Here is a 22,775-nt window from a genome sequence, read left to right as displayed (position 1 = left end):
TTCTGGAATCAAGGGTGCGTGGGCTAGAATCTGGCTGCGTCGTGCTACTCACGAGGCGGCAATGGCGCCATGACAAAAACCAACAGGAGACACAGTGAGCTTATTTAGAACCAAGAATTTGGATGACATGATTGCCCACAGCAAGAAACCGGGAGGTCTGGCGAAAGTGCTGGGCCCCTTCGACCTTGTCCTCATGGGAATAGGCGCCATCGTCGGCACGGGCATTTTCGTGCTGACCGGCACCGGTGCGCTGACGGCCGGCCCCGCCCTGTCGCTGTCGTTCGTCGTGGCGGCCGTCGCCTGCTGCTTCGCCGCCCTGTGCTATGCGGAATTCGCTTCCACCGTGCCGGTCGCCGGCTCCATCTACACCTACAGCTATGCCACCCTGGGCGAGCTGGCCGCCTGGATGATAGGCTGGGACTTGCTGCTCGAGTACGGCCTGGCCGCGGCCGCCGTCTCCGTCGGCTGGTCCGGCTACTTCCAGTCGCTGCTGTCGGGCTTCGGCATCACCCTGCCCGTGGCCCTGACGGCCGCGCCGGGCGCGCTGCCCGGCGTGACGACCTTCATCAACCTGCCCGCCCTCGTCATCATGCTGCTGCTGACGGCCATGCTGGGCTGGGGCGTGCGCGAATCGGCGCGCCTGAACAACATCATGGTCGCCATCAAGGTGGGCGTGGTGCTGCTGTTCATCATTTTCGGCGCGCGCCACGTGCAGCCCGCCAACTGGCAGCCCTACATGCCGTTCGGCTACCACGGCATGCTGAGCGCCGCCGCCCTCGTCTTCTTCGCCTTCATCGGCTTCGACGCCGTCACCTCGGCCGCTGAGGAAGTCAAGAAGCCGTCGCGCGACCTGCCGATCGGCATCATCGGTTCGCTGGCCGTGTGCGCCGTGCTGTACGTCGTCGTGTCGGCCATCATGACGGGCATCGTGCCGTATCAAAAATTCCTCGGCGTCGACCATCCCGTCTCGCTGGCCCTGCAATATGCGGGCGAAAACTGGATCGCCGGCTTCGTCGACCTGGGCGCCATCCTCGGCATGACCACCGTGATCCTCGTGATGGCCTTCGGCCAGACGCGCATCATCTTCGCCATGTCGCGCGACGGCCTGCTGCCCAAGCGCCTGTCGACCGTGCACCCGCGCTTCCACACGCCGTTCTTCGCCACCTGGCTGGTCGGCATCGTGTTCGGCCTGATCGCCGCCACGATCCCGCTCAACATCCTCGCTGAGCTGATCAACATCGGCACCTTGGCCGCCTTCACCATGGTCTCCGTCGCCGTCGTGGTGCTGCGCAAGCGCCGTCCCGACCTGCCGCGCGCCTTCCGCTGCCCCGGCGTGCCGTACGTGCCGGCGCTGGCCGTGATCCTGTGCGTGGGCCTGATGAGCTTCCTCAGCTGGGTGACCTGGATGGCCTTTTCCATCTGGCTGGTGATCGGCCTGGTCATCTACTTCGGCTACGCGCGCCGCCGTTCGCTGCTGCATCCGCAACAGTAATCCTCCCGCTGCGCCATCGCAGTAAGATGGCGGTCTCGCAACCCTGCAGGCCGCCATCGATGCAACCTTCCCCCGACCTCATCGCACTACTGGACCAGAGCACGGACCAGCTCAAGCGCGCGCGCCTGCGCAGCATGCAGTGGCTGGCCGCCGGCTTGCTGCTGCTCGCCGCGCTGGTGTTTGCCGTGGCCCGCTCGCAGCGCGGCGGCCACCCGGCCTGGGGCTATGTGGAAGCGTTCGCCGAAGCGTCCATGGTGGGGGCGATCGCCGACTGGTTCGCCGTCGTCGCCCTGTTCCGCCACCCGCTCGGCATCCCCCTGTGGCATACGGCCATCATCCCGAACAGCAAGGCCGACATCGGCCGCAGCCTGGGCGCCTTCGTGGAAAACCATTTCATTACCGAGCAAGGCATCGCCGAGCGCATCGCGCAAGCCGATCCCGCCGCGCGCCTGGGCGCCTGGCTGGCCGACGAGGCGCACGCGCGGCAGCTGGGCATGGCCAGCGCCGGCGTGGCGAAACAGCTGCTGGCCATGGCCGACCACGACAAACTGGGAGACCTGCTGCGCCGGCAGGCCAGCAGCTATCTTGGACAATTGAACCTGTCGGACGTGGCGGCCGACTGCATCGACGCGCTGATCGCCGACGACAAGCCGCAGCAGTTGCTGGATTTTCTGCTCGACCGCGGCGCCGCCTACCTCGATGACGAGGCGCACCACGCGGCCATCGGCGACTTCGTCCTGGGCGCCTTCCAGATCGAGAACGCGCTGGTCAAAAAAGCCGTGAAAGCGTACGAGCCGCGCATGATCGCCTCGCTGCAAAAATTCGCCCTCGCCGTACGCCTCGATCCCGGGCACCCGCTGCGCCAGCGCATCGCCGGCTGGATCGCCGACAGCGCGCTGCACCTGAAAGCCGACCCGCAGTGGCAGGACACGGTGCGCCGCTACCAGTTGCAGCTGATCGCCAGCGATACGGTGCAAGCGATGCTGGGCGACCTATGGAAGCATATCAGCGCGCGCGTGCTGGCCGACCTGCACGCGGACCGGCCCGTGCTGGCGCAAGCCATCGCCAGCGTGGCGCGCAACACGGGCCAGGTTCTGGGCAAGGACGACCACGCACGTGCATGGCTCAACGGCGCCATCGTCGCCGGCAGCGGATCGCTGGTGCGCCGCTACCGGGGCGAAGTGGGCGCCTTCATCGCCGCCCGCCTGGACCTGTGGAGCAAGGAGGAAATGAGCGAACGCATCGAACTGGCCATCGGGCGCGACCTGCAATTCATCCGCATCAACGGCACCGTCGTGGGCGGCCTGGCCGGCCTGCTCATTTACGCCGTCAGCCAAGCCTGGTAAGAACGCCTACCTGCCGAGGCCGCTGTCCGACGGCGCCACGCACGACACGACGCCGCACATGGCGGTAAACGGCACCGGCACGCCGGCGCGTCCCGTGGCGACGCAGCTTGCCGCCGGCACCACGGCCAGCAGCAGGGTCAGGTAGCCGACCGTTTTCAGGCGCCGCGCGGACGTATGGCCGATGTCCGCGCCCGGCCAGCATGGATCTCCCTTGCCCGCCTCTACGCTGTTCCTTGCCGACATCTTCGTATGCATGGCCATCTCCTCTATCGACCGTTATGGGTATTGCCTCAGTGCATTTTGCTACATAAATTTACCAAATACAATAAATAAATTCACGGAAAATCATTTTTCTTTTTTTGCGACACGCGAAATGGAGAAAAAATCGCTGCGCCCAAAGGAGAACAGGGGCGAACAACAGGCTTCCCGCTTTGCGCGTCCTGAGCACGCCATCTAAAAAATCAAAATAAAATCATGATAATCACAATAATCGTTTAAATCATTTTTATTTGGTGTATGATGAGTCCAAAGGAGAACGCAAGGCAATGCCCTCGGCAGCCCGGTATCTCCGCCTTCGTTATAGGGGACAAGCACATGAACAAAATCCTGGCCTTGCGCCTGCTCGACGCGGCCGACGACGCGGCCGTCATCATCGATGCGGGCTCGCGCATCCGCTATGCGAACGACGCCATGTATGCGCTGAGCGGCTATGCCGCGGGCAGTCTGTCGGGCCAGCAGATCGAAGCACTGCTGCCCGACGCCGTGCGCGAGCAGCATGGCGCGCAGATCGGCGCCTACCTGGCCGGCCAAAAAAAGTCCCGGGTGCTGGGCCACAAGCGCCATTTCGCCATACGCCACCGCGATGGCACGATACTGCCCATCGTGCTCAAAGCCATGGATCTGGGTACCCTGGACGACGAAAACTTCATGGGTGCCTTTTTCATCGACCAGCGCCACGAGCTGGCCCTGGAACAGCAGAACGCGGCCCGCTGGCAGCAGCTGCAGCGCATCGCCCTGAGCGATCCCCTGACCCATCTGCCGAACCGCCGCGCCTTCGAGATCGACGCCGTGCGCACGGCGGCGCGCTCCAAGCGCTCGGGCCATCCGATGACCATCGGCATCGCCGACATCGATTTCTTCAAGCGGGTCAATGACCAGCATGGCCACGCGGCCGGCGACGCCGTACTGCAAGCCATCGCCGCAATCATCCTCGCCCAGGCACGGGCGGCCGATGTCGTCGGCCGCGTGGGCGGCGAGGAATTCGGCTTGCTGTTCCCCCATACGGACCTGGCCAAGGCGCGCCAGGTGGCCGAGCGCATCCGCCTTGCCGTGGCCGCGGCGCAGGTCGACGTCGAGCACGCCTCCATCGCGGCGACGATCAGCATCGGCCTGGCGCCGCTGCCTGCGGACGGCGACTGGAAAGCCGGCTTCACGCAAGCCGACGCCGCCCTGTACCAGGCCAAGAAGAATGGCCGCAACCGCGTCGAGCAGGCTTGAACGCCGCCCGGCCACCCTCGCAGTTTCATCCAACACGCAGCACCTGACAGGAGCAAGCACATGGAAACCACCACGACACATGGCGCGGCAGCGGGCCAACCGGCGCAAGCGGGCGCGCGGGAATTGCTCGTCTTTGGACTCAGCAGGGAAGAATACGCGGTCGACATCGGCCTGGTGCAGGAAATCCGCGGCTACGGCGCCGTCACCCGCATCGCCAATGCGCCCGCCTTCCTCACGGGTTTCATCCACCTGCGCGGCAGCATCGTGCCGCTGGTCGACCTGCGCATCGCGCTGGGCCAGGCCGCACCCGCATACGACGCCTCGACGGTGGTGATCATCCTCGTCTTCGCGCACGGCGCCACCGGCATCGTGGTCGACCGCGTGGCCGACGTGGTGCCGCTGGCGCCGGCACAGATCAAGCCGCCGCCGCAGCTGCACGGCTCGGCCATGTCTGGTCACGTGACGGCCATCGGCGCCCTCGACGAGCGCATGCTGATCGTGCTCGACATGGACAGCCTGCTGACGGGCCTGGGCATGCACGCCACGGGCAAGCTGGCCGCCTGAGCCCGCCCTTGCCATCCCGTTCCACACCTGACCGCCACCCGCCGGAGGCACCATGAGCATCCTGATCGTCGATGACAACGACACCAACCTGAGCCTGCTGGCGACCCTGGTGAGCAAGGCCAGCAGCATCGAGACGGTCTGCATGAGCGATCCCGTCGATGCGCTGTACTGGTGCGCATCGCACGTGCCGGACCTCGTCTTGCTCGACTACCGGATGCCCAGCCTGTCGGGCAACGAGTTCCTCGGCATTTTCCGCAAGATGGGCGGCATGGCCGACATCCCCATCATCATGGTGACGACCGAGAACGACCGCGCCGTGCGCAAACAGGCCTTTTCGCTGGGAGTCACCGAGTTTCTCACCAAGCCCGTCGACACCATCGAGTTCAGCCTGCGCGTACGCAACCTGCTGGCCCTGCGCGCGGCGCAAACCATGCTGGCCGACCGCGCCAAGCTGCTCGAACACGAAGTGGCCCAGGCCATCGCCAACGTCACGGCCCGGGAGATGGAGCTGGTCACGCGCCTGGCGCGGGCGGCCGAATTCCGCGATCCCGAAACGGGCGCCCACATCATGCGCATGGCCCGCTACTCGGCCCTGATCGCCAGGAACCTGGGCATGGATGCGCCATGGCAGGACCTGCTGCTCAAGGCGGCCCCCATGCACGACGTGGGCAAGCTGGCCACGCCCGACCATATCCTGCTCAAGCCGGGGCGGCTGGACCCCGATGAAATGGCCATCATGCGCCAGCATGCGAAGATCGGCGGCCACATCCTGGCCGGCAGCGACTCGCCGCTGATCCGGCTGGCCGAGGAAATCGCCTGCGGCCACCACGAAAAATATGATGGCAGCGGCTATCCGGACGGGCTGGCGGGCGAACAGATACCGCTGTCGGCGCGCATCGTCGCCGTGGCCGACGTCTTCGACGCCCTCAGTTCGGAGCGCCCGTACAAGCCGGCCTGGCCCCTGGCGCAGGCGCGCCAGTACCTGGAACAGAACCGGGGCAGCCATTTCTGCCCGCGGTGCATCGATGCCTTCCTGGGCGCCTGGGACGAGGTGCTCGCCATCCGCGACAGCCTGCCCGATCCCGTCCAGCACGACGCCCACCCACTCTCGGCGAGGAGCCTGCCATGCGCGTACGACAACTGATCCTGAACGGCCATGCCGACTTCGACGCGACACTGGCGCCGCTGGCCGCCATGGCGCCCGAGCTGGTGCTGGTCTTCGGCGCCTGCGCCTATTTTGCCGCGCCTGAACTGAGCGCGGCGCTGCGCCGCCAGCTGCCCGGCGCCGTCATCGCCGGCTGCTCCACGGCGGGCGAGATCGCCGGCAAGCGCGTCTACGACGACAGCTGCGTCGTCACGGCCATCGCCTTCGAGCACACCACGGTGGCCATTGCCGACGCCATCATCTGCGACATGGCCGACTCGCGCGACGCGGGCGAGCGCCTGGCGCAGGCCCTGCCGCAGGACGGCCTGGCGGCTGTCTTCATGCTGGGCACGGGCGTGGCCATCAACGGCAGCGCCCTGATCGCCGGCCTGCAGGCGAACCTGCCGCCGGGCGTGACGGTCTCCGGCGGCCTGGCGGCGGACGGCGGCGCCTTTCGCCAGACGTGGACCCTCGGTGCGCGCGGCGCGACCGACAACACCATCGTCGCCATCGGCCTGTACGGCGAACATATCCGCCTCGGCTACGGCAGCCATGCGGGCTGGGAAGCGTTCGGCCCCGCGCGCAAGGTGACGCGCAGCGTCGGCAACGTGCTGTATGGCCTCGACGGCGCGCGGGCGCTCGACATCTACAAGCTGTACCTGGGCGACCATGCGCGCGACCTGCCCGGCTCGGGCCTGCTGTTCCCGTTTGAAATGCTCACGGCCGCACATGAAAAAAGCAATATCTTCCGCACCATCCTCGCCGTCGATGAGGAACAGGGTTCGCTGACCCTGGCCGGCGACATCCTCGCCGACGGCTACCTGAAACTCATGCACTCCAGTACCAACCGGCTGATCGACGGGGCCGAGACGGCCGCGCGCGGCGTCGAACCCCACGCCGATGCGGCGGGCGACCAGCTGGCATTGCTGGTCAGCTGCGTGGGCCGCAAGCTGGTAATGGGCGACCGGGTCGAGGAAGAGGTCGAAGCCGTGGCCGACCTGCTGGCCGGCGCGCCCTGCATCGCCGGTTTTTACTCGAACGGAGAAATCGGCATCACGCAACCGCATGGCGCATGCCAGCTGCACAACCAGACGATGACCGTGACTGTATTGAGCGAAGCATGAACCGCACCCTGGCACGCCAATTGAACCGCGTCTGCGCCATCGACTCGGATGCCGCCTGCGCCGCCCTGCTGGAACAGGCGCAAGCACTGTGCGGGCGCGCGGACACGCCGCCCGAACTGGCCGGTTTCCTGGCCGGCCTGCCCGCCCTGCTGCAGCGCATCGACGGCGCCTACGAACAGTCCGAACGCGACCTGGAGCTGCGCTCGCGCAGCCTGGAACTGAGTTCGACTGAACTGAGCATGACGAATGACCTGCTGCGCGCGGAGCTGGCCAGCCGCAACCGCGTGATCCAGTCGCTGCGCGTGGCGGCCGTGCGCCTGCTCGACAACAACGATTCCGGCCTGCGCCTGCCGCAGGAAGACGATATCGAGGGCCTGTCGGCGCTGCTGGCCGAGCTGGTGGCGCAGCAGGAACTGCGCCGCATCGAATTGCTGAACCAGCGCTTTGCCATGGACCAGCACGCCATTGTCAGCATCACGAACACGGCCGGCGTCATCATCTACGTCAACGACAAGTTCTGCGCCATCAGCGGCTTCGCGCGCGAGGAACTGGTGGGCCAGACGCACCGCCTGATCAATTCGCGCGCGCATCCGGACGCCTTCTTTGCGCAGATGTGGCAAACCATCACGGCCGGCCAGGTCTGGCACGGCGAAATCTGCAACCACGCCAAGAATGGCCAGCAATACTGGGTCGACGCCACCATCGTGCCCTTCCTCGACGCGGCCGGCAAGCCCTATCAGTACATCGCCATCCGCACGGAAATCAGTGACAGCAAGCGCATGGCCGAGACCATCGCGAAAAGCGAGCGCGAATACCGCAACGTCGTCAACAGCCTCAATGAAGTGGTCTTCCGCACGGACCTGCACGGCGCCTGGACCTTTCTCAACCCCGCCTGGCACACCATCACCGGTTTTGCCATCGCCGACAGCCTGGGCAAGAACATCCTGCAATTCGTCGAGCCGCGCGACCGCGACCGCGCCGACGCCGGCCTGTCCCAGCTGCTGGGCGGCCAGGTCGACAGCATGCGCCATGAGGCGCGCTACGTCACCTGCGACGGCCAGGTGCGCTGGATCGACGTGTGCGCGCGCGCCGAACGCGATGGCCAAGGGCGGCTGGCCGGCATCACCGGCAGCCTGACGGACATCACGGAGCGGCGCCAGGCGGCGCGCGAGCTGCGGCACAACCTCAACTTCGTCGACGCGCTGATCGAAACCATCCCGATTCCCTTGTACCTGAAGGATGTGCAGGGCCGCTACCTGCGCGCCAACCGCGCCTTCTGCGCCTTCTTCAACCTCGACCAGGCGCGTATCCTGGGCCTGACGGTGGCCGACATCCTGCCGCGGCAGGAAGCGCAGGATGTGCGGCAGCACGACCTGGACCTGCTGCAGGACCGGGGCAAGCAGACGTATGAAGACCGGCTGAGCATCGGCGCGCGCCAGGTCGATGTCCTGTTCAGCAAGGCGGCCCTGCTGAAATCGGACGGCAGCCTGCACGGCCTGGTGGGCACCATCGTCGACATTTCCAGCCAAAAGGCGGCCGAGCGCGCCCTGCTGCTGGCCAAGGAAGTGGCCGAATCGGCCAGCCGCTCGAAGAGCGAATTCCTGGCCAACATGAGCCACGAGATCCGCACGCCGATGAACGGCATCCTGGGCATGACGGACCTGGTGCTCGATTCCGAGCTCGACGCCCACCAGCGCAAATACCTGGAAATCGTCAAGGCCTCGGCCGACGCCCTGCTGTGCATCATCAACGACATCCTCGACTTCTCGAAGATCGAGGCGGGCATGCTGACCCTGGAAAGCATCCCCTTCGACCTGCGCCGGCTGCTGCAGGAAACCATGCGCGCGCACGCCATGCGGGCACAGGCCGGCGGCCTGGAACTGGTGCTCGACGTCGACCCGGCGCTGCCGCACACCCTGCTCGGCGATCCGGGCCGGCTGCGCCAGGTGCTGACCAATCTGGTCGGCAACGCCATCAAGTTCACGCCGCATGGCGAAGTCGTCGTCAGCGCCCGGCTGCGTGCCAGCGGCGATGGCGTGACCCAGCTGCGCCTGTGCGTGCGCGACACGGGCATCGGCATCGCGGCCGACATGCAGGAAGCCGTCTTCGACGCGTTCCAGCAGGAAGACGGGTCGACCACGCGGCGCTTCGGCGGCACGGGACTGGGCCTGTCGATCACGCGCCGCCTGGTGACGATGATGCAAGGCAGCATCGGCCTGACGAGCGAACTGGGCAAAGGCAGCTGCTTCACGGTCGACCTGGCCCTGCCGGCATGCGAGCAGCAAGCGCCGCTGGCGCCGTTTGACGCCTCGCTGGCGGGACGCGGCATCCTGCTGGTCGACGACAACCCCGGCAGCCTGACCATCCTGCGCCGTATCTTCGAGCACAGCGGCGCCACCGTCACCGCCTGCGAATTGGGCGAGGCTGCGCTGGACAGCTGCGCGAGCGGCTTGCCGGCGGACTGCATCATCATGGACTTCGCCATGCCCGGCATGAACGGCTTCGACACGGCAGCGGCGCTGGCCGCCCTGCCCCACTGGAGCCAGGTGCCCATCGTCATGCTGTCGTCCTGCGGCAGCCTGGGCGACGCGGCGCGCTGCCGCGAACTGGGCATTGGCGGCTACCTGCTCAAGCCCGCCAGTCCCGAGGAACTGCTGGCCACCACCATGAGCGTGCTGGGCACCTGCCGCGACATGCCCGGCGCCGCGCCTGCGGCGGCCCGCCACCGCGAGCAGGAAGGCATGCCCGGCCTGGAGATCCTGCTCGTCGAGGACAACGCCATGAACCGCGAACTGGCCACCGTGCTGCTGTCGAATGCGGGCCACCGCGTCACGCATGCGGAAAACGGCCGCATCGCCCTCGATCGCCATGCCACCGGCCATTTCGACCTGATACTGATGGACTTGCAGATGCCGGAAATGGGCGGTTTCGACGCCACCGCGCACATACGCGCGCGCGAAGCGCAGGGCATGCCCAGGAGCGCCATCGTCGCCATGACGGCCAGCGCCTTCGAAGGCGACCGCGAACGCTGCCTCGCCAGCGGCATGGACGACTACCTGTCCAAGCCTTTCAGCACCGCCGCCTTCCAGAGCCTGATCGAGCGGCACGCGCGGCAAATCAGCGGGCAGACACGGCCGCCCTTCGGCTACGGCGCCGCGCTGGAACTGGCCGACGCCGACGTGGTCGGCATCATCGGCGCATCGTTCCTGGCCAGCTTGCCGGAGCAGCTGGACGCCCTGCGCGCGGCCCTGCAGGCGGGCGACCGGGCCAGCGTCAGCCGGCAAGCCCACACCCTGGCCGGCTTGCTGGCCAACTTCCGCGCGACGCCGGCCGTCGCCATCGCCGCCGCCATCGAGCGCGAAGCGGCAAAGGCGCCGCAGAATGCGCTGCTGGCGCGGTTCGCCGCGCTGGAAGAGCAGTTGGGGTGCTTTGTGCAGGAAACGGACGCGGCCATTCGGGCCGCCAGCGACATGCTGCACGCATCCGGCCAAACTTGATGTAGATCATAATTTTTTGAACAAGCTCTTGCTATCCTGTAAAAAAATGACAGGGAGCACCGGATGAGCAAGACGCAGCCGAGCGATGCGCAGCAGACAGTGGAACATGAGCGCCTGGGCAGCGCCTGGCAAGGCGTGCCCGCGCCCGGCTATCCGGAAAGCGCGCCCGAAGGCGCCACCCTGGACTTGCTGCTGAACGCCTGGCTGGGCAAGTTTACGGGCGGCATTTCGCCTGCCGCGCTGGGCAACGCCTATGCCGACTGGCTCAGCCACCTGGCGCTGGCGCCGTCGAAGCAGCAGGCGCTGCTGCAGGAAGCGTGGAAGAAGATCGGCCGCTGGCAGCAATATGCCCTGCAATCGGCGCTGCCCGGCGCGGCTTCGGAAACGCCGTGCATCGCGCCGCTGCCGCAGGACCGGCGCTTCGACGACCCGGCCTGGCGGCGCTGGCCGTACAACCTCGTCTACCAGGGATTTTTGCTGCAGCAGCAATGGTGGCACCGCGCCACCACGGGCGTGCGCGGCGTCGCGCCGCACCACGAGGACGTCGTCACGTTCACCGTGCGCCAGTGGCTCGACATGCTGGCGCCGTCGAACTTCATGCTGACCAATCCCGTGGTGCAGCAAGCCACCATGGAAAGCGGCGGCGCCAACCTGGCGCGCGGCCTCGTCCACGCGGGCGAGGACTGGCGCCGCGCCGCCATGGGGCCCTATGCGCCCGACACGCGCCGCTACAAAGTGGGCGAGAACGTGGCCGTCACGCCGGGCAAGGTGGTCTACCGCAACGACCTGATCGAATTGATACAGTACGCGCCAACGACCGCCACGGTGCATGCCACGCCGCTGCTGTTCGTGCCCGCGTGGATCATGAAATTCTATATCCTCGACCTGTCGCCGCATAATTCGCTGGTGCGCTACCTGGTGGGCCAGGGCCATACGGTGTTCATGATTTCCTGGAAAAACCCCACGGAAGAAGACCGCGAGCTGTCGCTGGACGACTACCGCCAGCTGGGCGTGATGGACGCGCTCGACGCCGTTGGCCGCATCACGGGCGCGCCGCAGGCGCACGCTGCCGGCTACTGCCTGGGCGGCACCCTGCTGGCGATCGCCGCCGCGTCCATGGCGCGCGATGGCGATGGGCGCCTGGCCAGCCTCACCATGCTGGCCTCGCAGGTCGACTTCAAGGAACCGGGCGAACTGTCGCTGTTCATCGACGAGAGCCAGGTGAGCTTCCTGGAAGCGGCCATGTGGAAGCAAGGTTATCTCGATACGAAGCAGATGGCGGGCGCCTTCCAGCTGCTGCGCTCGAACGACCTGATCTGGTCACGCCAGCTGCGCCATTACCTGCTGGGCGAAGATGAGCAGGACAGCGACCTGATGGCGTGGAATGCGGACGCCACGCGCATGCCCTGCCGCATGCACTCGGAATACCTGCGCCGATTGTTCCTGCACAACGACCTGGCCGAAGGCCGCTACCGCACGGCGGGCCGCCACATCGCCCTGCCCGACATAGCCGCGCCCATCTTCGCCGTCGGCACACTGACGGACCACGTGGCGCCGTGGCGTTCGGTGTACAAGCTGCATCTGCTGACCGATACGGACGTCACCTTTTTGCTCACCTCCGGCGGCCACAACGCGGGCGTGGTCTCGCCGCCGGGCCAGCCGCGCCGCAGCTACCAGCTGGCCACGCACGGCCACGATGCGCCCTACGTCGACGCGGACAGCTGGCAGCGCGACGTGCCGCACCGCGACGGCTCGTGGTGGCCCGCCTGGCAAGCCTGGCTGGCGCAGCGCTCCGGCGCGCAAGCGGCGCCGCCGGCCATGGGGCCCGACCTGGGCGACGCGCCGGGCCGCTACGTGCTGCAAACCTGATCACCGACAACCGAGGAAAACGCCATGCCCTACACCACCCTGCTGGTCCACGTCGACAATTCCCGCCACTGCGCCCAGCGTATCCGCCTGGCCGTGCGCCTGGCCGTCGCCGAAGGCGCGCACCTGATCGGCTCGGCCATGAGCGGCATTTCGCGCTACGCGTATGGCGGCGGCGTCAACGCGCTGCAATTCGCGCCGGCGCAGATGCAGGCGCTGCGCACCCAGGCCAGCGAGGCCTTGCACGACTTCGAGCGCATCGTCCGCGAGGAAGGACTGGGCACCTACGAAACGCGCTTCGTCGACGACGACGCGCAAGGCGCGCTGCTGCTGCAGGCACGCTATTGCGACTTGCTGATCCTGGGCCAGACGGACGCGCAGGATACGCCGTCGCGCGTCATCGCCGGCACGGCCGAATACCTGATGCTCCACTGCGGACGGCCCGTGCTGATGGTGCCGCACGCGCCTTCCGCCACGCCGGCGGGCGCCGCCCGGCATCCGCTGCTGGCCTGGAACGGCAGCGCCGAAGCGCTGCGTGCCATCACCGATGCGCTGCCGCTGCTGCAGCAGGCACGGCAAGTCACGCTGGCCGTCGTCAATTCGCACGCCCAGCCGGCCGCGCATGGCGAGCAGCCGGGGGCCGACCTGGCACTGTACCTGGCGCGCCATGGCGTCAACGTCGAGGTGCTGCAGCACGACACGCCGCCGGGCCAGGACGTGGGCACGGCCCTGCTGGCCATGGCGGCCCAGCGCCACTGCGACCTGGTCGTGATGGGCTGCTACGGCCACATGCGCCTGCGCGAAGCGCTGCTGGGCGGCGTCACGCGCACGGTGCTGCAGGACATGACGGTGCCGGTACTGGTGTCGCACTAGCGGCCACGGCCACGGGCCTGCGCATCACGCGCCGCCCAGCAGCTCGCAAAAACGCTGCATGTCGACGTTGCCGCCGCTGATCAAGATGCCCACGCGCTTGCCGCGCAGCTGCTCTTTCATTTGCAGGGCGGCGGCGAAACCGAGGCAGCCCGTCGGCTCGATCACCAGCTTCATGCGCGAGGCGGCAAAGCCCATGCGCTCGACCAGCTGCGCATCGCTGACCGTCAGCACGTCGTCGACGTCGCGCCGGATGATGGGGAAGGTGATGTTGCCCAGGTGCTGCGTCTGCGCGCCGTCGGCGATGGTCTTGGGCGTGTCGATGTGCACGATCTGCCCCGAGCGGAACGATTGCTGGCCGTCGTTGCCCGCCTCCGGCTCCACCCCATACAGCTTACAGGCGGGCGCCAGCGCGCGCGTGGCCAGGGCCGATCCGGCCAGCAAGCCGCCGCCGCCCAGGCAGACGAAGAAGGCATCCAGCGGTCCCGTTTCCTCGAACAGTTCCTTGGCGGCCGTGCCCTGGCCGGCGATCACGTGCGCATGGTCGTACGGCGGAATCAGGGTCATGCCCCGCTGCTCGGCCAGTTCGCGGCCGATCTGCTCGCGGTCCTGCGTGTAGCGGTCGTACAGCACCACGTTGCCGCCATAGCCGCGCGTGGCGGCGATTTTCGCGGCCGGCGCATCCTGCGGCATGACGATGGTGGCGGGAATATCGAGCAGCCGGGCCGACAGGGCGATCGCCTGGGCGTGGTTGCCCGAAGAAAAAGCCACGACGCCGGCGCGGCGCTGCTGCGCGTCGAACTGCGACAGCGCGTTATAGGCGCCGCGAAACTTGAAGGCGCCCATGCGCTGCAGGTTCTCGCACTTGAAAAAGACTTCGGCGCCAAACTCCGCGTCGACCGTGCGCGAAGTGATGACGGGCGTCCTGTGGGCATGGCCCGCGATGCGGCCGGCGGCCGCCACCACGTCGGCGTAGGTGGGAAGAGTCGGGTTCTGCATGCTGTGTACCTTTCAAAAAGCGGGCAATGGCCCTACCACGGCCAGGAAATGTCGATGCCGCTGCCGGCGGCCGCCGCCCGGCGATGGACCAGGCGCGCAACGCTCAGGTCTTGCAGGGCCAGGCCTGTCAGATCGAGCAAACTGCGCGATAAAGCCTTTCCATTCGGCTGGCCGCATGATCCGCTCCTGCAGGGTGCAGTATGCAGAGTCAGATAGCACGGCCACAAGAAGATTCCGGCATTTCCCCTGCTTGCCGATGACAGAGCCCAGTTTTTTCTTCAGGCGATCTTCACGCCAGCCTCAGCCCACGACCTGGGATTACCTGGCCCTTGGCGGCCATGAAGAACCCACGCCTTCCTCCCTGGACGAACCGCAGCCCGGCCCCGCCGACCTGGCGTCGATGGCCGCCTCGATCAACTTTGCCAAACGCCTCAACAAGCAATGCTGGCCGGCGCTGGAAGCGAACTGGCGCGACAGCCTAGACGTGCTGCCCGGCGGCGCCGTGCGGCCGAATACCCCGCCCGCCATCGCCACGGCCACGCACATGGCCGCGCACAATTTTTCGCCTGACTACCGCCGCGTGCGCGCGCCAGCGCTGGTCATCACCGTCGATCCCGGTAGCTTGCGCAATCTGTTTCCTTGGCTGTTGCAGGCCGATCCCGCCACCTTGGCCGCTGCGCAGGAACAGCTGGACTTTTTCCGTCCGCTGCGTCTGGCCGACGGCGAGCGCCTGGCCGCCGCCCTGCCCGGCAGCAAGCATCTGCTCATCCACAACGGCTTCCACGGCGATTTCTTCATCGAGCATGAAAGCACCGTGGTCGATGCCATCGAGGCCATGCGCTGGGAAGGTCTACAATAGGCATGCAGCTGCCCGCCGCGCAGTGAGCAGTCTATCCCCGCGCGGTCTTCGCCGTTTCCCTCGCCCAAGGAGTACTCGCATGAGCAAGCAAGCCACCATCGTCCTCGTCCACGGTTTCTGGGGCGGCGCCGCCCACTGGAGCCGCGTCATTGTCGAATTGCGGCGCCAGGGCCACACGGCCATCCGCGCCGTCGAACTGCCGTTGACGTCGCTGGCCGACGACGCCGAGCGCACGCGCAAGATGGTGGCGCAAGTCAGCGGTCCGGTGTTGCTGGTAGGACACTCCTACGGCGGCGCCGTCATCAGCGTGGCCGGCAATGCGCCCAATGTCGCGGGCCTCGTCTACATCGCCGCCTTCGCGCCCGACGCGGGCGAAAGCCCGGGCAGCATCACGCAGGAACACCCGCCCATCGGCGCGGCCAACCTGGAAGGCGACAGCGACGGCTATCTGTGGGTGAAACCCGAGCAATACCATGACAGCTTTTGCCAGGACCTCGACGCGGAAGAAGGCGCCGTGCTGGGCGTGGTGCAGAAAGCGCCGCTGGCCAGCACCTTTGGCGACACCGTCAGCGACCCGGCCTGGAAACATAAGCCCAGCTGGTACCAGATTTCCAGCGCCGACCGCATGATTTCCCCCGTCAACCAGGAACGCATGGCGGCGCGGCTCAATGCGCGGAAAGTCATCACCTTGAATGCCAGCCACGCCTCGCTGGCGTCGCGCCCCGTCGAAGTGGCGGCGCTGATACTCGAGGCGGCAAACGCGGTGGCAGGCGGCTAAGCGTGCTCCGCTACAGCCAGCCTTCGCGCTTCAGGCGCCGGTGCAGCCAGAGGCAGCCGGCGATGATGACGACGATCACGGCCGGATAGCTGCCGCGCCACTTCAGTTCCGGCATGAATTCGAAGTTCATGCCGTACAGGCTGAAGACCATGGTGGGCACGGCCAGGATGGCGGCCCAGGCGGCCAGGCGCTTGACGACCTCGTTCTGGCGGATCGAGATTTGCCCCAGCGCCACCTGCATGGCCGAATTGACCAGCTCGCGCATCTGCCCCGCCGTGTGCGTGACCCGTTTGACGTGGTCGAGAATGTCGCGGTAATAGATGCGGTTTTCCTTGGGCACGATGTCGCCATGGAAGCGGATCAGCTGGGTGCAGATGTCGTGCAGGGGGTTGACGGCCGCGTCGAGCTTGAGCAGCTCCGTCTTGAGCTGGTAGAAATCCTGCAGCTTGTCTTCGGAGAGGCTGGGCTTGAACAGCTGCAGTTCGTAGTGCTGGAAGCGGGCCTGCAAATGGTCGATGCAGGGCTGGTACTGGTCGACGATGAAATCGATGATGGAATACAGCACGTAGCCGGGGCCGCTGGCCAGTTTCCCGGGCACGCTTTCCTTGCGCTCGCGCAGCTTCGCATAGCCGGCCGAGGGACCGTGGCGCACCGTGATGATGAAGCGGGGGCCGAGAAAGACGTGGGTTTCGCCATAGACGATGGCCTCGCCATCGAGGGTGGCCGTGTGCATCACCATGAACAGGGTGTCGCCATATTCTTCCAGCTTGGGCCGCTCGTGGGCGCCCTGCGCATCCTCGACGGCCAGTTCGTGCAGGCCGAACGCCGATTGCAGCGCCTGCATGGCCGTGGCGTCGGGGCTGGCCATGCCGATCCACACGAAACAATCGGGGTCGCCGAGAAAGTCGCCCACCTTGTCGATGTCGAAATGGGCGATCTTCCTGCCGTCGCGATACGCTTCGCAATTGACGACGGCGGCGTGGGTACTCAAGTCCATGGTGGTTTTCGGCTAAGGGTGGCAATATCGGGGGGCCAGTATAGCGGAAAGGCCTTGTTCACAGTGCCACCAGGCGGGCCAGGCAAGACGGTGCCGCCGCACCATTGACAATTGACGATCACATGCATGCATCCAGTATCCCCGGTACCGAAGGCTATGCCGACAATGCCGAACAGCTCATTGCCCGGTATGACAGCGTCATAGCCGCTGACAAGAAGCGAGGCGATGGGAAATATCAGCAAGTTGCTCAAGCCGGGCGCGTTGCTTGTCATGTCGCTCAGGCATGGTCCCGCCCCGGCAAACCGGCGCATCTTTGATGTCTCTGCCCATGAAACGATCGCCCTTGCGGCATCACACCACCTCAAGGTCGTTTTGAGCGCGCACGCGCCGTCCGTTCAGCAGCAGAACCGCCAGGCTGGGGTCGGCTGGTCCTGGCTGGCCTTTGAGAATGCCTGATGCCGCTGCCGGTGCTGTCACGGGCTAGCCCGTCGAAATCACCTGGTTCAAGGCGCGCCGCAATTCCTTCAGCCGGGGCGGCTTGCCCAGCACGCAGTTGACGTGTTCGGGATAGTCGCTGTCGGCTTCCAGGCGCTGGCCCCAGCCCGTGAGCATGATGATGGGCGTGGCCGGCGAACACTGGCGCACGGCGCTGGCCACCTTGCGTCCGTCCACGTGCGGCATGCCCAGGTCCGTGATGACCACGGCAAAATCCTCGTGCCGGTCGCGCGCAGCGAGGAAGCAGTCGATGCCGGCCTGCCCCCCATCGGCGGACACCACGTCGTGGCCATCGATTTCCAGGATGTCGCGCAGGGACTTGAGCACCATCGGGTCGTCGTCCACCACGAGGATGCGCAGGCGCGGCGGCACGGCGAAGGCCGCGTCGGGCGCCGGTTCCCCCGCGCCCGCCGCGCAGGCGGGAAACGCCAGGCGCACCGCCGTGCCCTGCCCCGGCGCCGTGACGATGTCGATGCTGGCGCCATGGCGCTCCATCATGCCGTACACCATGGCCAGGCCCAGGCCCGTGCCGCGCTCGCCCTTGGTGGTGAAAAACGGTTCCAGGCAGCGGCGGCGCGTGTTCTCGTCCATGCCGACGCCCGTATCGGCCACTTCGATCAGCACCTGCCGCGTCAGCTGGCCGGGCGCGCCCACGCCGGCCGTGCGCACGGTCAGGGTGCCGCCATCGGGCATGGCGTCGACGGCGTTGAAGACGAGGTTCGTCAGTGCTTCGCGCAGTTCGCCCGCGCTGCCGGGCAGCATGGGCAACGCATCCGCCAGCTCCGTGCGCAGGGCGATGACGATGCCGCGCTGCTGCGGCATGTCGCTCCAGCGCGCGCGCGTCAGGTCCAGCACCTGCTGCACCACCAGGTTGGCATCGATGGGCGACAGCGACAGCTGCGGTTCGCGCTGGCGGTAGAATTCGCGCATGCGCGCCACGGTGGCGGCCACGTCGTCGATGGCCCGTTCGATCACTTCCAGGCAATGCCGGCCCTGGGGACTGAGACTGGTTTCCGTCTCCAGCAAGGACTCGGTGTACAGGGCCACGGGGGAAATGGCGTTGTTGATGTCGTGCGCGATGCCGCTGGCCATCTGCCCCAGCGCGCGCAGGCGTTCCTGCTGCATCACCGACTGCTGCGTCTGGCGCAAATCGTCATACGCGCGCTGCAGCGCGCCGTAGAGCTGCACCTGGTTGGCGGCCAGCGCCACGTGTTCGCTCAGCTGGCTGAGGAATTCGCACTCGCCGCTGGTAAAACTGTTTGCGGCGCGGCGCGCCACGATCAGGATGCCGAAGACCGTGTTTTCGGCCAGCAGCGGCGCCATGACGAGCGCGCGCAGCCCCCCTTGCGCCAGCCGCTGCGGAAACGGAAACGCCACCTGCGCGATGTCGGCTTCATACACGAGCTGGCCGCGCACGCAGCTCGACAAGCCATTTTCATCGATGGGAATGTGCGCCTGCTCGCCCATCATGAACGACTGCGCCAGCGCCTCGCTGCGCACGCCCACGCACGTCACCTGCAGCGCGTGCTCGGCTCGATGGTACAGGCAGATGCAGCTGAAATCGATGGGCAGCTGGTCTTCCAGGCTGCGCACGACCACCTGGAAGATGCTGCGCAAGTCCTGCCGCTCGCCGATCGAGCGCGTGATCTGCTGCAGCAGGTTCAGGCGCTCGACCTGCTCATGCACCTTGCGCTCGGCCAGCTGGCGCTCGGCGATCTGCGTCTCCAGGGCGGCATTCGTGTGCGCCAGCTCGTCGCGCGAGACGGTGGTGCGGCGCAGCTTTTCCGTCATGCCGTCGAAGGCGCGCGCCAGGTCGCCGATTTCATTCCTGGTGTGCACGCCGAGCGCAAAATCGAGCTTGCCGGCGCCGACGATCATGGTCCCCTGGCGCAGCTTCTCCAGCGGTCCCGTGACGCTGGTCATGGTGAAGTAGATCAAGCCGGCCACCAGCGCGATGATCGTGCCGCCAAACAGCATCACGGCCACGTTGGCCCGCTGCTGCGCGTCCAGCACGCCTTGCCGGCTCAATTCGGACAGCCGCATCGCATCCGAGATCATGCCCTGCACCTTGCCCATGATCTGGCCGGACAGGCGCGACTCGAGCTCGCCCAGCACCTCGCGCCGCTGCGGGTCCTGCCCCAGCTCGCGGTGATTCGCGACGAACAGCTCGAACAAGGCGCCCACGCCAGCCAGGTCGCCCCGCAATTCGCGCAGCAGCGCGCCTTCCTCGCCGGCGCTGAAGACCGATGTGGACAGCAAGCCGGTCGACAGCGACTCGCTGCGCAGCTGCCACTGGGCACGCGTGCGAGCGCCATGGTGCAGCGCATATTCGATCGACAGATAGCGCAGCGACGTGACGGCTTGCAGGATATCGGCCGCCGCCCTGTTCTTCGCCAGTTCGCGCTGCATCGCCATGGTGGTGGAAAACAGCACGGCGACGATGATGGCCACGAGCGCCACGCAAAACAGTTCGGCCAGCTTGAAGCGCGTTACGATTTTCACGGTGGTCTTCTCAGTGTATGACCGTCACGGCCGATGGGGCCACGGCTTCCAGGCCGTCCAGGTAGACGGCGTCGAGGAAATTGGGCATGTCGCCGCCTTCGGCCAGCTGTTTCCTGATGGCCCAGCGCGCCTCGTCTTCCAGCGCCAGCAGCAAGCCCTGGTCGAGCACGACGCGGAAGCGGTAATCGTGCCAGGCCGCCCGCAGGCGCGCCGCTTCGCTGGCCGACGCCCTGGCAAACAGGGCGCGTGCGGCGTCGGGCTCGTCGCTGCAAAAGCGCGCGCCCGCGATCAGCGCGCGCAGCACCTTGCGCATCGTGGCCGGGTGGGCGCGCACGTACTCGCCCGTGCCGGCCACGTTGAACAGGCCCGCATACACATCCTCGCCATAGAAGATGGCCGCCTTGCCCCCGATGGCATGCGTCATGGCCGTCAAAAACGGCTCCCAGCCGGCCGCCGCGTCGACCTCGCCCCGCGCCAGCGCCCCGGCCAGCTGCTCGGGGGCGTAGTTGCGCACGGTGACTTCGGCGGGCAGCAGCTTCTGGCGGTTCAAAAAGGCGTCCAGCGTGAACTGGCCGGACGTGCCCACGGTCACGCCGATGCGCTTGCCGTTCAGGCTGGCGGGCGTGGACACGCCGCGGTCCAGGCGTCCCACGATGCCGTGGTCGCGTTCGGCCTCGAAGATGCTGGCGATGATGACGACGGACTGCTTCCGCAGGCTGGCCAGCACCACGGGAATATCGGACGCGGTGCCCAGGTCGGCCCTGCCTTGCTGCACGGCTTCCAGCGACGCCTTGCCCGAGGAATACGGCTGCAGCAGCGCCTCGATGCCTTCGCGGGCGAAATAGCCCTGCCCGTGCGCGGCCAGGACGGGGCAGCTGCCCACGTATTCCGCATTCACGGCCAGGCGCAACGGTTCCACGGGGCCGGCCGGCGACGCCGCACGGCCATGAAGCCGCCAGAGGGCCACGGCGGCCAGTGCCAGCAGCATGGGCAGCAGCACTGCGGCCGCCAGCCTGAGCGTGCGGCCATTCATGCGCTGCACTGCGCCGTGACCGACTCCAGCGCGCTGTTGATGGCCTCGGAAAACGCGGCCACGTCGACCGGCTTGGTCAGATAGCGGTAAAAGCCCGCCGCCAGCCCCTGGCGGACGTCGCCAGGCCCGGCCACGGCCGTCAGGGCGATGACGGGGATATGCGCGGTGCGGGCATCGGCGCGCAGCAGCTGCATGACTTGCGTGCCGCTGATGTCGGGCAGGTCGCAATCCATCAATATCAGCTGCGGCAGGTGGCGGCGCGCCATGTCCAGGCCCGCCTGCCCGTCGCCGGCCGACAGCAGGTCGAGATCGGGGCGAAAATGGATCAGGCCCGCCACCAGGGTCACGTTCAGGGGATTGTCTTCCACGTACAGCAGCGTCTTGCGCTCCGGCAGCCGTACCGCTTCGGCCGGCCGGACGATGGCGGGCAGGCGCGGACTTTCCAGCAGCGGCTGGCGCGCCGGGCAACTGGCGATATCGAGCCAGAAGGTGCTGCCGCGCCCGGGCGTGCTGGCCACGCCCAGCCTGGCCTGCATGGCTTCGGCCAGGCGCTTGCTGACCACCAGTCCCAGGCCCGTGCCCTCCTCGTCGCGCGCATCGCGTCCCAGGCGGTTGAAGGGCTGGAACAGCGCCTCGAGCTGCGCCGCGCTCATGCCGGCGCCCGTGTCGCGCACGGACAGGCGCAGCTGGCGCGCATCGACGGGATGGCAATCGACGTGGATCTCGCCCTGTTCGCGGTTGTACTTGACGGCGTTTGACAGCAGGTTGATCAGCACCTGCTTGAGGCGCGTACGGTCGGCCAGTACGTGCACGCCGCCCGCCTCGACGAACGTCAGGGTGATGCCGCGCTTCCTGGCCAGCGGTTCCATCATTTGCCAGCATTCGTGGTAGATATCGGCCAGGCCCACGGATTCCATCGACAGCGACATATTGCCCGACTCGATCCTGGCGATGTCGAGGATATCGTTGATCAGGGTCAGCAAATGCCGGCCGGCGCCGAAGATGTGCGAGGCAAAGGTTTTCTTTTCCTGCGCCGTCGAGGGGATGGAGTCGGACATCAGCATCTGCGAAAAGCCCAGGATGGCGTTGAGCGGCGTGCGCAGCTCGTGGCTCATGCTGGACAAAAAATTGGTCTTTTCCTCGTTCGCCCGCTCGGCCACTTCGCGGGCCAGCCGCAAGTCCTTGTTCATGGCGTCGAGTTCGGCCGTGTGCTGGCGCAGCAGCAGTTCCAGGCGCGCATTGGCGATGCGCAGCTGGCGCGTTTCCAGCGCCCGCGCCAGTATCAGCAGGATGCCCGACACCTTGAACGGCTTGACGACGTAATCGAGCGCGCCCGCCTGCATGGCCTGCACGGCCGAAGCAATCGTGCCTTCGCCCGTCATGATGATGCAGGCCAGGTCGGGGTCGATCTTGCGCGCCGCTTCCACGACGGCGATGCCGTTCATGCCCGGCATCATCAGGTCGACCAGCAGCAGGTCGAACGATTCGACGGCCAGCAGCGACAGCGCCGCCTCGCCCGAAGCGAGTCCCGTCGCGTCGTAGGCCTGGCCGCGCAAGGTGTCGCACAGCGCGCGCACGTGCGCCAGCTCGTCATCGACGATCAGTATCCGCGGCGGCATTGGTGAGCTGTTCATGCATTCTCCTGGCGGCATGGCATTGCGGACAGGAAACTTGCCGCGCAACATGCGTTCCGAGCATAGCACTTGAAAATT

18 protein-coding genes are annotated in these 22,775 nt (G+C 66.9%); 12 read left to right on the top strand and 6 right to left on the bottom strand.

Features of this window, described 5'->3' with window-relative positions:
* Window positions 1-94 precede the first annotated feature (94 nt).
* Entirely contained in the window at window positions 95-1,492 is a 1,398-nt protein-coding gene (locus BLU39_RS20410; protein WP_092716297.1) for a branched-chain amino acid transporter BcaP, read from the top strand.
* Window positions 1,493-1,551: 59 nt separating this feature from the next.
* A complete protein-coding gene (locus BLU39_RS20405) occupies window positions 1,552-2,838 on the top strand; it encodes a DUF445 domain-containing protein (RefSeq protein ID WP_092716295.1) in 1,287 nt (428 codons plus the stop codon).
* A 6-nt stretch (window positions 2,839-2,844) separates the two neighbouring features.
* Here BLU39_RS20405 and BLU39_RS20400 read toward each other — a convergent pair whose 3' ends face one another.
* Window positions 2,845-3,093, bottom strand: a complete 249-nt coding sequence (locus BLU39_RS20400; RefSeq protein ID WP_139178408.1) for a hypothetical protein — start codon at window positions 3,091-3,093, stop codon at window positions 2,845-2,847.
* 339 nt (window positions 3,094-3,432) lie between these two features.
* Here BLU39_RS20400 and BLU39_RS20395 point away from each other — a divergent pair, with 339 nt between their 5' ends.
* The 7 genes from BLU39_RS20395 (at window position 3,433) to BLU39_RS20365 (ending at window position 13,403) form a co-directional block, all read left to right on the top strand.
* Entirely contained in the window at window positions 3,433-4,335 is a 903-nt protein-coding gene (locus BLU39_RS20395; protein WP_175539371.1) for a GGDEF domain-containing protein, read from the top strand.
* A gap of 60 nt (window positions 4,336-4,395) precedes the next feature.
* Window positions 4,396-4,899, top strand: a complete 504-nt coding sequence (locus BLU39_RS20390) for a chemotaxis protein CheW (RefSeq protein WP_092716289.1) — start codon at window positions 4,396-4,398, stop codon at window positions 4,897-4,899.
* Between the two features lie 52 nt (window positions 4,900-4,951).
* Window positions 4,952-6,043 (top strand): HD domain-containing phosphohydrolase, encoded by a 1,092-nt coding sequence (locus tag BLU39_RS20385; RefSeq protein WP_092716287.1) that lies wholly within the window; start codon window positions 4,952-4,954, stop codon window positions 6,041-6,043.
* Window positions 6,025-7,167, top strand: coding sequence for an FIST signal transduction protein (locus BLU39_RS20380; RefSeq protein ID WP_092716285.1), 1,143 nt, complete (start codon window positions 6,025-6,027; stop codon window positions 7,165-7,167). Before BLU39_RS20385 ends, BLU39_RS20380 begins: the two co-directional genes overlap by 19 nt.
* The gene (locus BLU39_RS20375; protein WP_139178406.1) at window positions 7,164-10,664 is read left to right on the top strand and encodes a PAS domain S-box protein; all 3,501 of its coding nucleotides are present in this window, start codon (window positions 7,164-7,166) and stop codon (window positions 10,662-10,664) included. Before BLU39_RS20380 ends, BLU39_RS20375 begins: the two co-directional genes overlap by 4 nt.
* Window positions 10,665-10,727: 63 nt before the next feature.
* Complete coding sequence (locus BLU39_RS20370) at window positions 10,728-12,533, top strand: PHA/PHB synthase family protein (RefSeq protein ID WP_092716281.1); 1,806 nt, start codon at window positions 10,728-10,730, stop codon at window positions 12,531-12,533.
* A gap of 24 nt (window positions 12,534-12,557) precedes the next feature.
* Entirely contained in the window at window positions 12,558-13,403 is an 846-nt protein-coding gene (locus tag BLU39_RS20365) for a universal stress protein (protein ID WP_092716278.1), read from the top strand.
* 24 nt (window positions 13,404-13,427) lie between these two features.
* Here BLU39_RS20365 and BLU39_RS20360 read toward each other — a convergent pair whose 3' ends face one another.
* Window positions 13,428-14,399: a threo-3-hydroxy-L-aspartate ammonia-lyase gene (locus BLU39_RS20360; protein ID WP_092716276.1), complete on the bottom strand. Its 972-nt coding sequence runs from the start codon at window positions 14,397-14,399 to the stop codon at window positions 13,428-13,430.
* A gap of 256 nt (window positions 14,400-14,655) precedes the next feature.
* Here BLU39_RS20360 and BLU39_RS20355 point away from each other — a divergent pair, with 256 nt between their 5' ends.
* Together BLU39_RS20355 and BLU39_RS20350 are read left to right on the top strand one after the other, a co-directional pair.
* Window positions 14,656-15,258 (top strand): hypothetical protein, encoded by a 603-nt coding sequence (locus BLU39_RS20355; protein WP_139178404.1) that lies wholly within the window; start codon window positions 14,656-14,658, stop codon window positions 15,256-15,258.
* A gap of 79 nt (window positions 15,259-15,337) precedes the next feature.
* Complete coding sequence (locus tag BLU39_RS20350; RefSeq protein ID WP_092716272.1) at window positions 15,338-16,036, top strand: alpha/beta hydrolase; 699 nt, start codon at window positions 15,338-15,340, stop codon at window positions 16,034-16,036.
* Between the two features lie 10 nt (window positions 16,037-16,046).
* Here the strand turns inward: BLU39_RS20350 and corA are convergent, their stop codons facing one another.
* A complete protein-coding gene (gene corA / locus BLU39_RS20345; RefSeq protein ID WP_092716270.1) occupies window positions 16,047-17,033 on the bottom strand; it encodes a magnesium/cobalt transporter CorA in 987 nt (328 codons plus the stop codon).
* A gap of 225 nt (window positions 17,034-17,258) precedes the next feature.
* Between corA and BLU39_RS20340 the strand changes: the two genes are divergently transcribed.
* Window positions 17,259-17,489, top strand: coding sequence for a hypothetical protein (locus tag BLU39_RS20340; protein WP_092716268.1), 231 nt, complete (start codon window positions 17,259-17,261; stop codon window positions 17,487-17,489).
* Between the two features lie 24 nt (window positions 17,490-17,513).
* Here BLU39_RS20340 and BLU39_RS20335 read toward each other — a convergent pair whose 3' ends face one another.
* The 3 genes from BLU39_RS20335 to BLU39_RS20325 are packed head-to-tail and all read right to left on the bottom strand — an operon-like array spanning window position 17,514 to window position 22,697.
* On the bottom strand, window positions 17,514-20,030 hold the full coding sequence (locus BLU39_RS20335; protein WP_092716266.1) for an ATP-binding protein: 2,517 nt from the start codon (window positions 20,028-20,030) through the stop codon (window positions 17,514-17,516).
* 10 nt (window positions 20,031-20,040) lie between these two features.
* Window positions 20,041-21,063 (bottom strand): ABC transporter substrate-binding protein, encoded by a 1,023-nt coding sequence (locus BLU39_RS20330; protein WP_092716264.1) that lies wholly within the window; start codon window positions 21,061-21,063, stop codon window positions 20,041-20,043.
* Window positions 21,060-22,697, bottom strand: a complete 1,638-nt coding sequence (locus tag BLU39_RS20325; protein WP_254789023.1) for an ATP-binding response regulator — start codon at window positions 22,695-22,697, stop codon at window positions 21,060-21,062. Before BLU39_RS20325 ends, BLU39_RS20330 begins: the two co-directional genes overlap by 4 nt.
* Window positions 22,698-22,775: the final 78 nt, after the last annotated feature.

Source organism: Janthinobacterium sp. OK676 (genome assembly GCF_900103595.1).
Taxonomy (GTDB): domain Bacteria; phylum Pseudomonadota; class Gammaproteobacteria; order Burkholderiales; family Burkholderiaceae_D; genus Janthinobacterium.
This window is presented reverse-complemented; position numbering and strand designations above follow the sequence as displayed.

Coding starts and splice junctions, on each gene's coding strand:
- BLU39_RS20405 (WP_092716295.1), top strand. CDS start 1,552: ATGCAACCTTCCCCCGACCTCATCGCACTACTGGACCAGAGCACGGAC.
- BLU39_RS20400 (WP_139178408.1), bottom strand. CDS start 3,093: ATGCATACGAAGATGTCGGCAAGGAACAGCGTAGAGGCGGGCAAGGGA.
- BLU39_RS20395 (WP_175539371.1), top strand. CDS start 3,433: ATGAACAAAATCCTGGCCTTGCGCCTGCTCGACGCGGCCGACGACGCG.
- BLU39_RS20390 (WP_092716289.1), top strand. CDS start 4,396: ATGGAAACCACCACGACACATGGCGCGGCAGCGGGCCAACCGGCGCAA.
- BLU39_RS20385 (WP_092716287.1), top strand. CDS start 4,952: ATGAGCATCCTGATCGTCGATGACAACGACACCAACCTGAGCCTGCTG.
- BLU39_RS20380 (WP_092716285.1), top strand. CDS start 6,025: ATGCGCGTACGACAACTGATCCTGAACGGCCATGCCGACTTCGACGCG.
- BLU39_RS20375 (WP_139178406.1), top strand. CDS start 7,164: ATGAACCGCACCCTGGCACGCCAATTGAACCGCGTCTGCGCCATCGAC.
- BLU39_RS20370 (WP_092716281.1), top strand. CDS start 10,728: ATGAGCAAGACGCAGCCGAGCGATGCGCAGCAGACAGTGGAACATGAG.
- BLU39_RS20365 (WP_092716278.1), top strand. CDS start 12,558: ATGCCCTACACCACCCTGCTGGTCCACGTCGACAATTCCCGCCACTGC.
- BLU39_RS20360 (WP_092716276.1), bottom strand. CDS start 14,399: ATGCAGAACCCGACTCTTCCCACCTACGCCGACGTGGTGGCGGCCGCC.
- BLU39_RS20355 (WP_139178404.1), top strand. CDS start 14,656: ATGACAGAGCCCAGTTTTTTCTTCAGGCGATCTTCACGCCAGCCTCAG.
- BLU39_RS20350 (WP_092716272.1), top strand. CDS start 15,338: ATGAGCAAGCAAGCCACCATCGTCCTCGTCCACGGTTTCTGGGGCGGC.
- corA (WP_092716270.1), bottom strand. CDS start 17,033: ATGGACTTGAGTACCCACGCCGCCGTCGTCAATTGCGAAGCGTATCGC.
- BLU39_RS20340 (WP_092716268.1), top strand. CDS start 17,259: ATGGGAAATATCAGCAAGTTGCTCAAGCCGGGCGCGTTGCTTGTCATG.
- BLU39_RS20330 (WP_092716264.1), bottom strand. CDS start 21,063: ATGAATGGCCGCACGCTCAGGCTGGCGGCCGCAGTGCTGCTGCCCATG.
- BLU39_RS20325 (WP_254789023.1), bottom strand. CDS start 22,697: ATGAACAGCTCACCAATGCCGCCGCGGATACTGATCGTCGATGACGAG.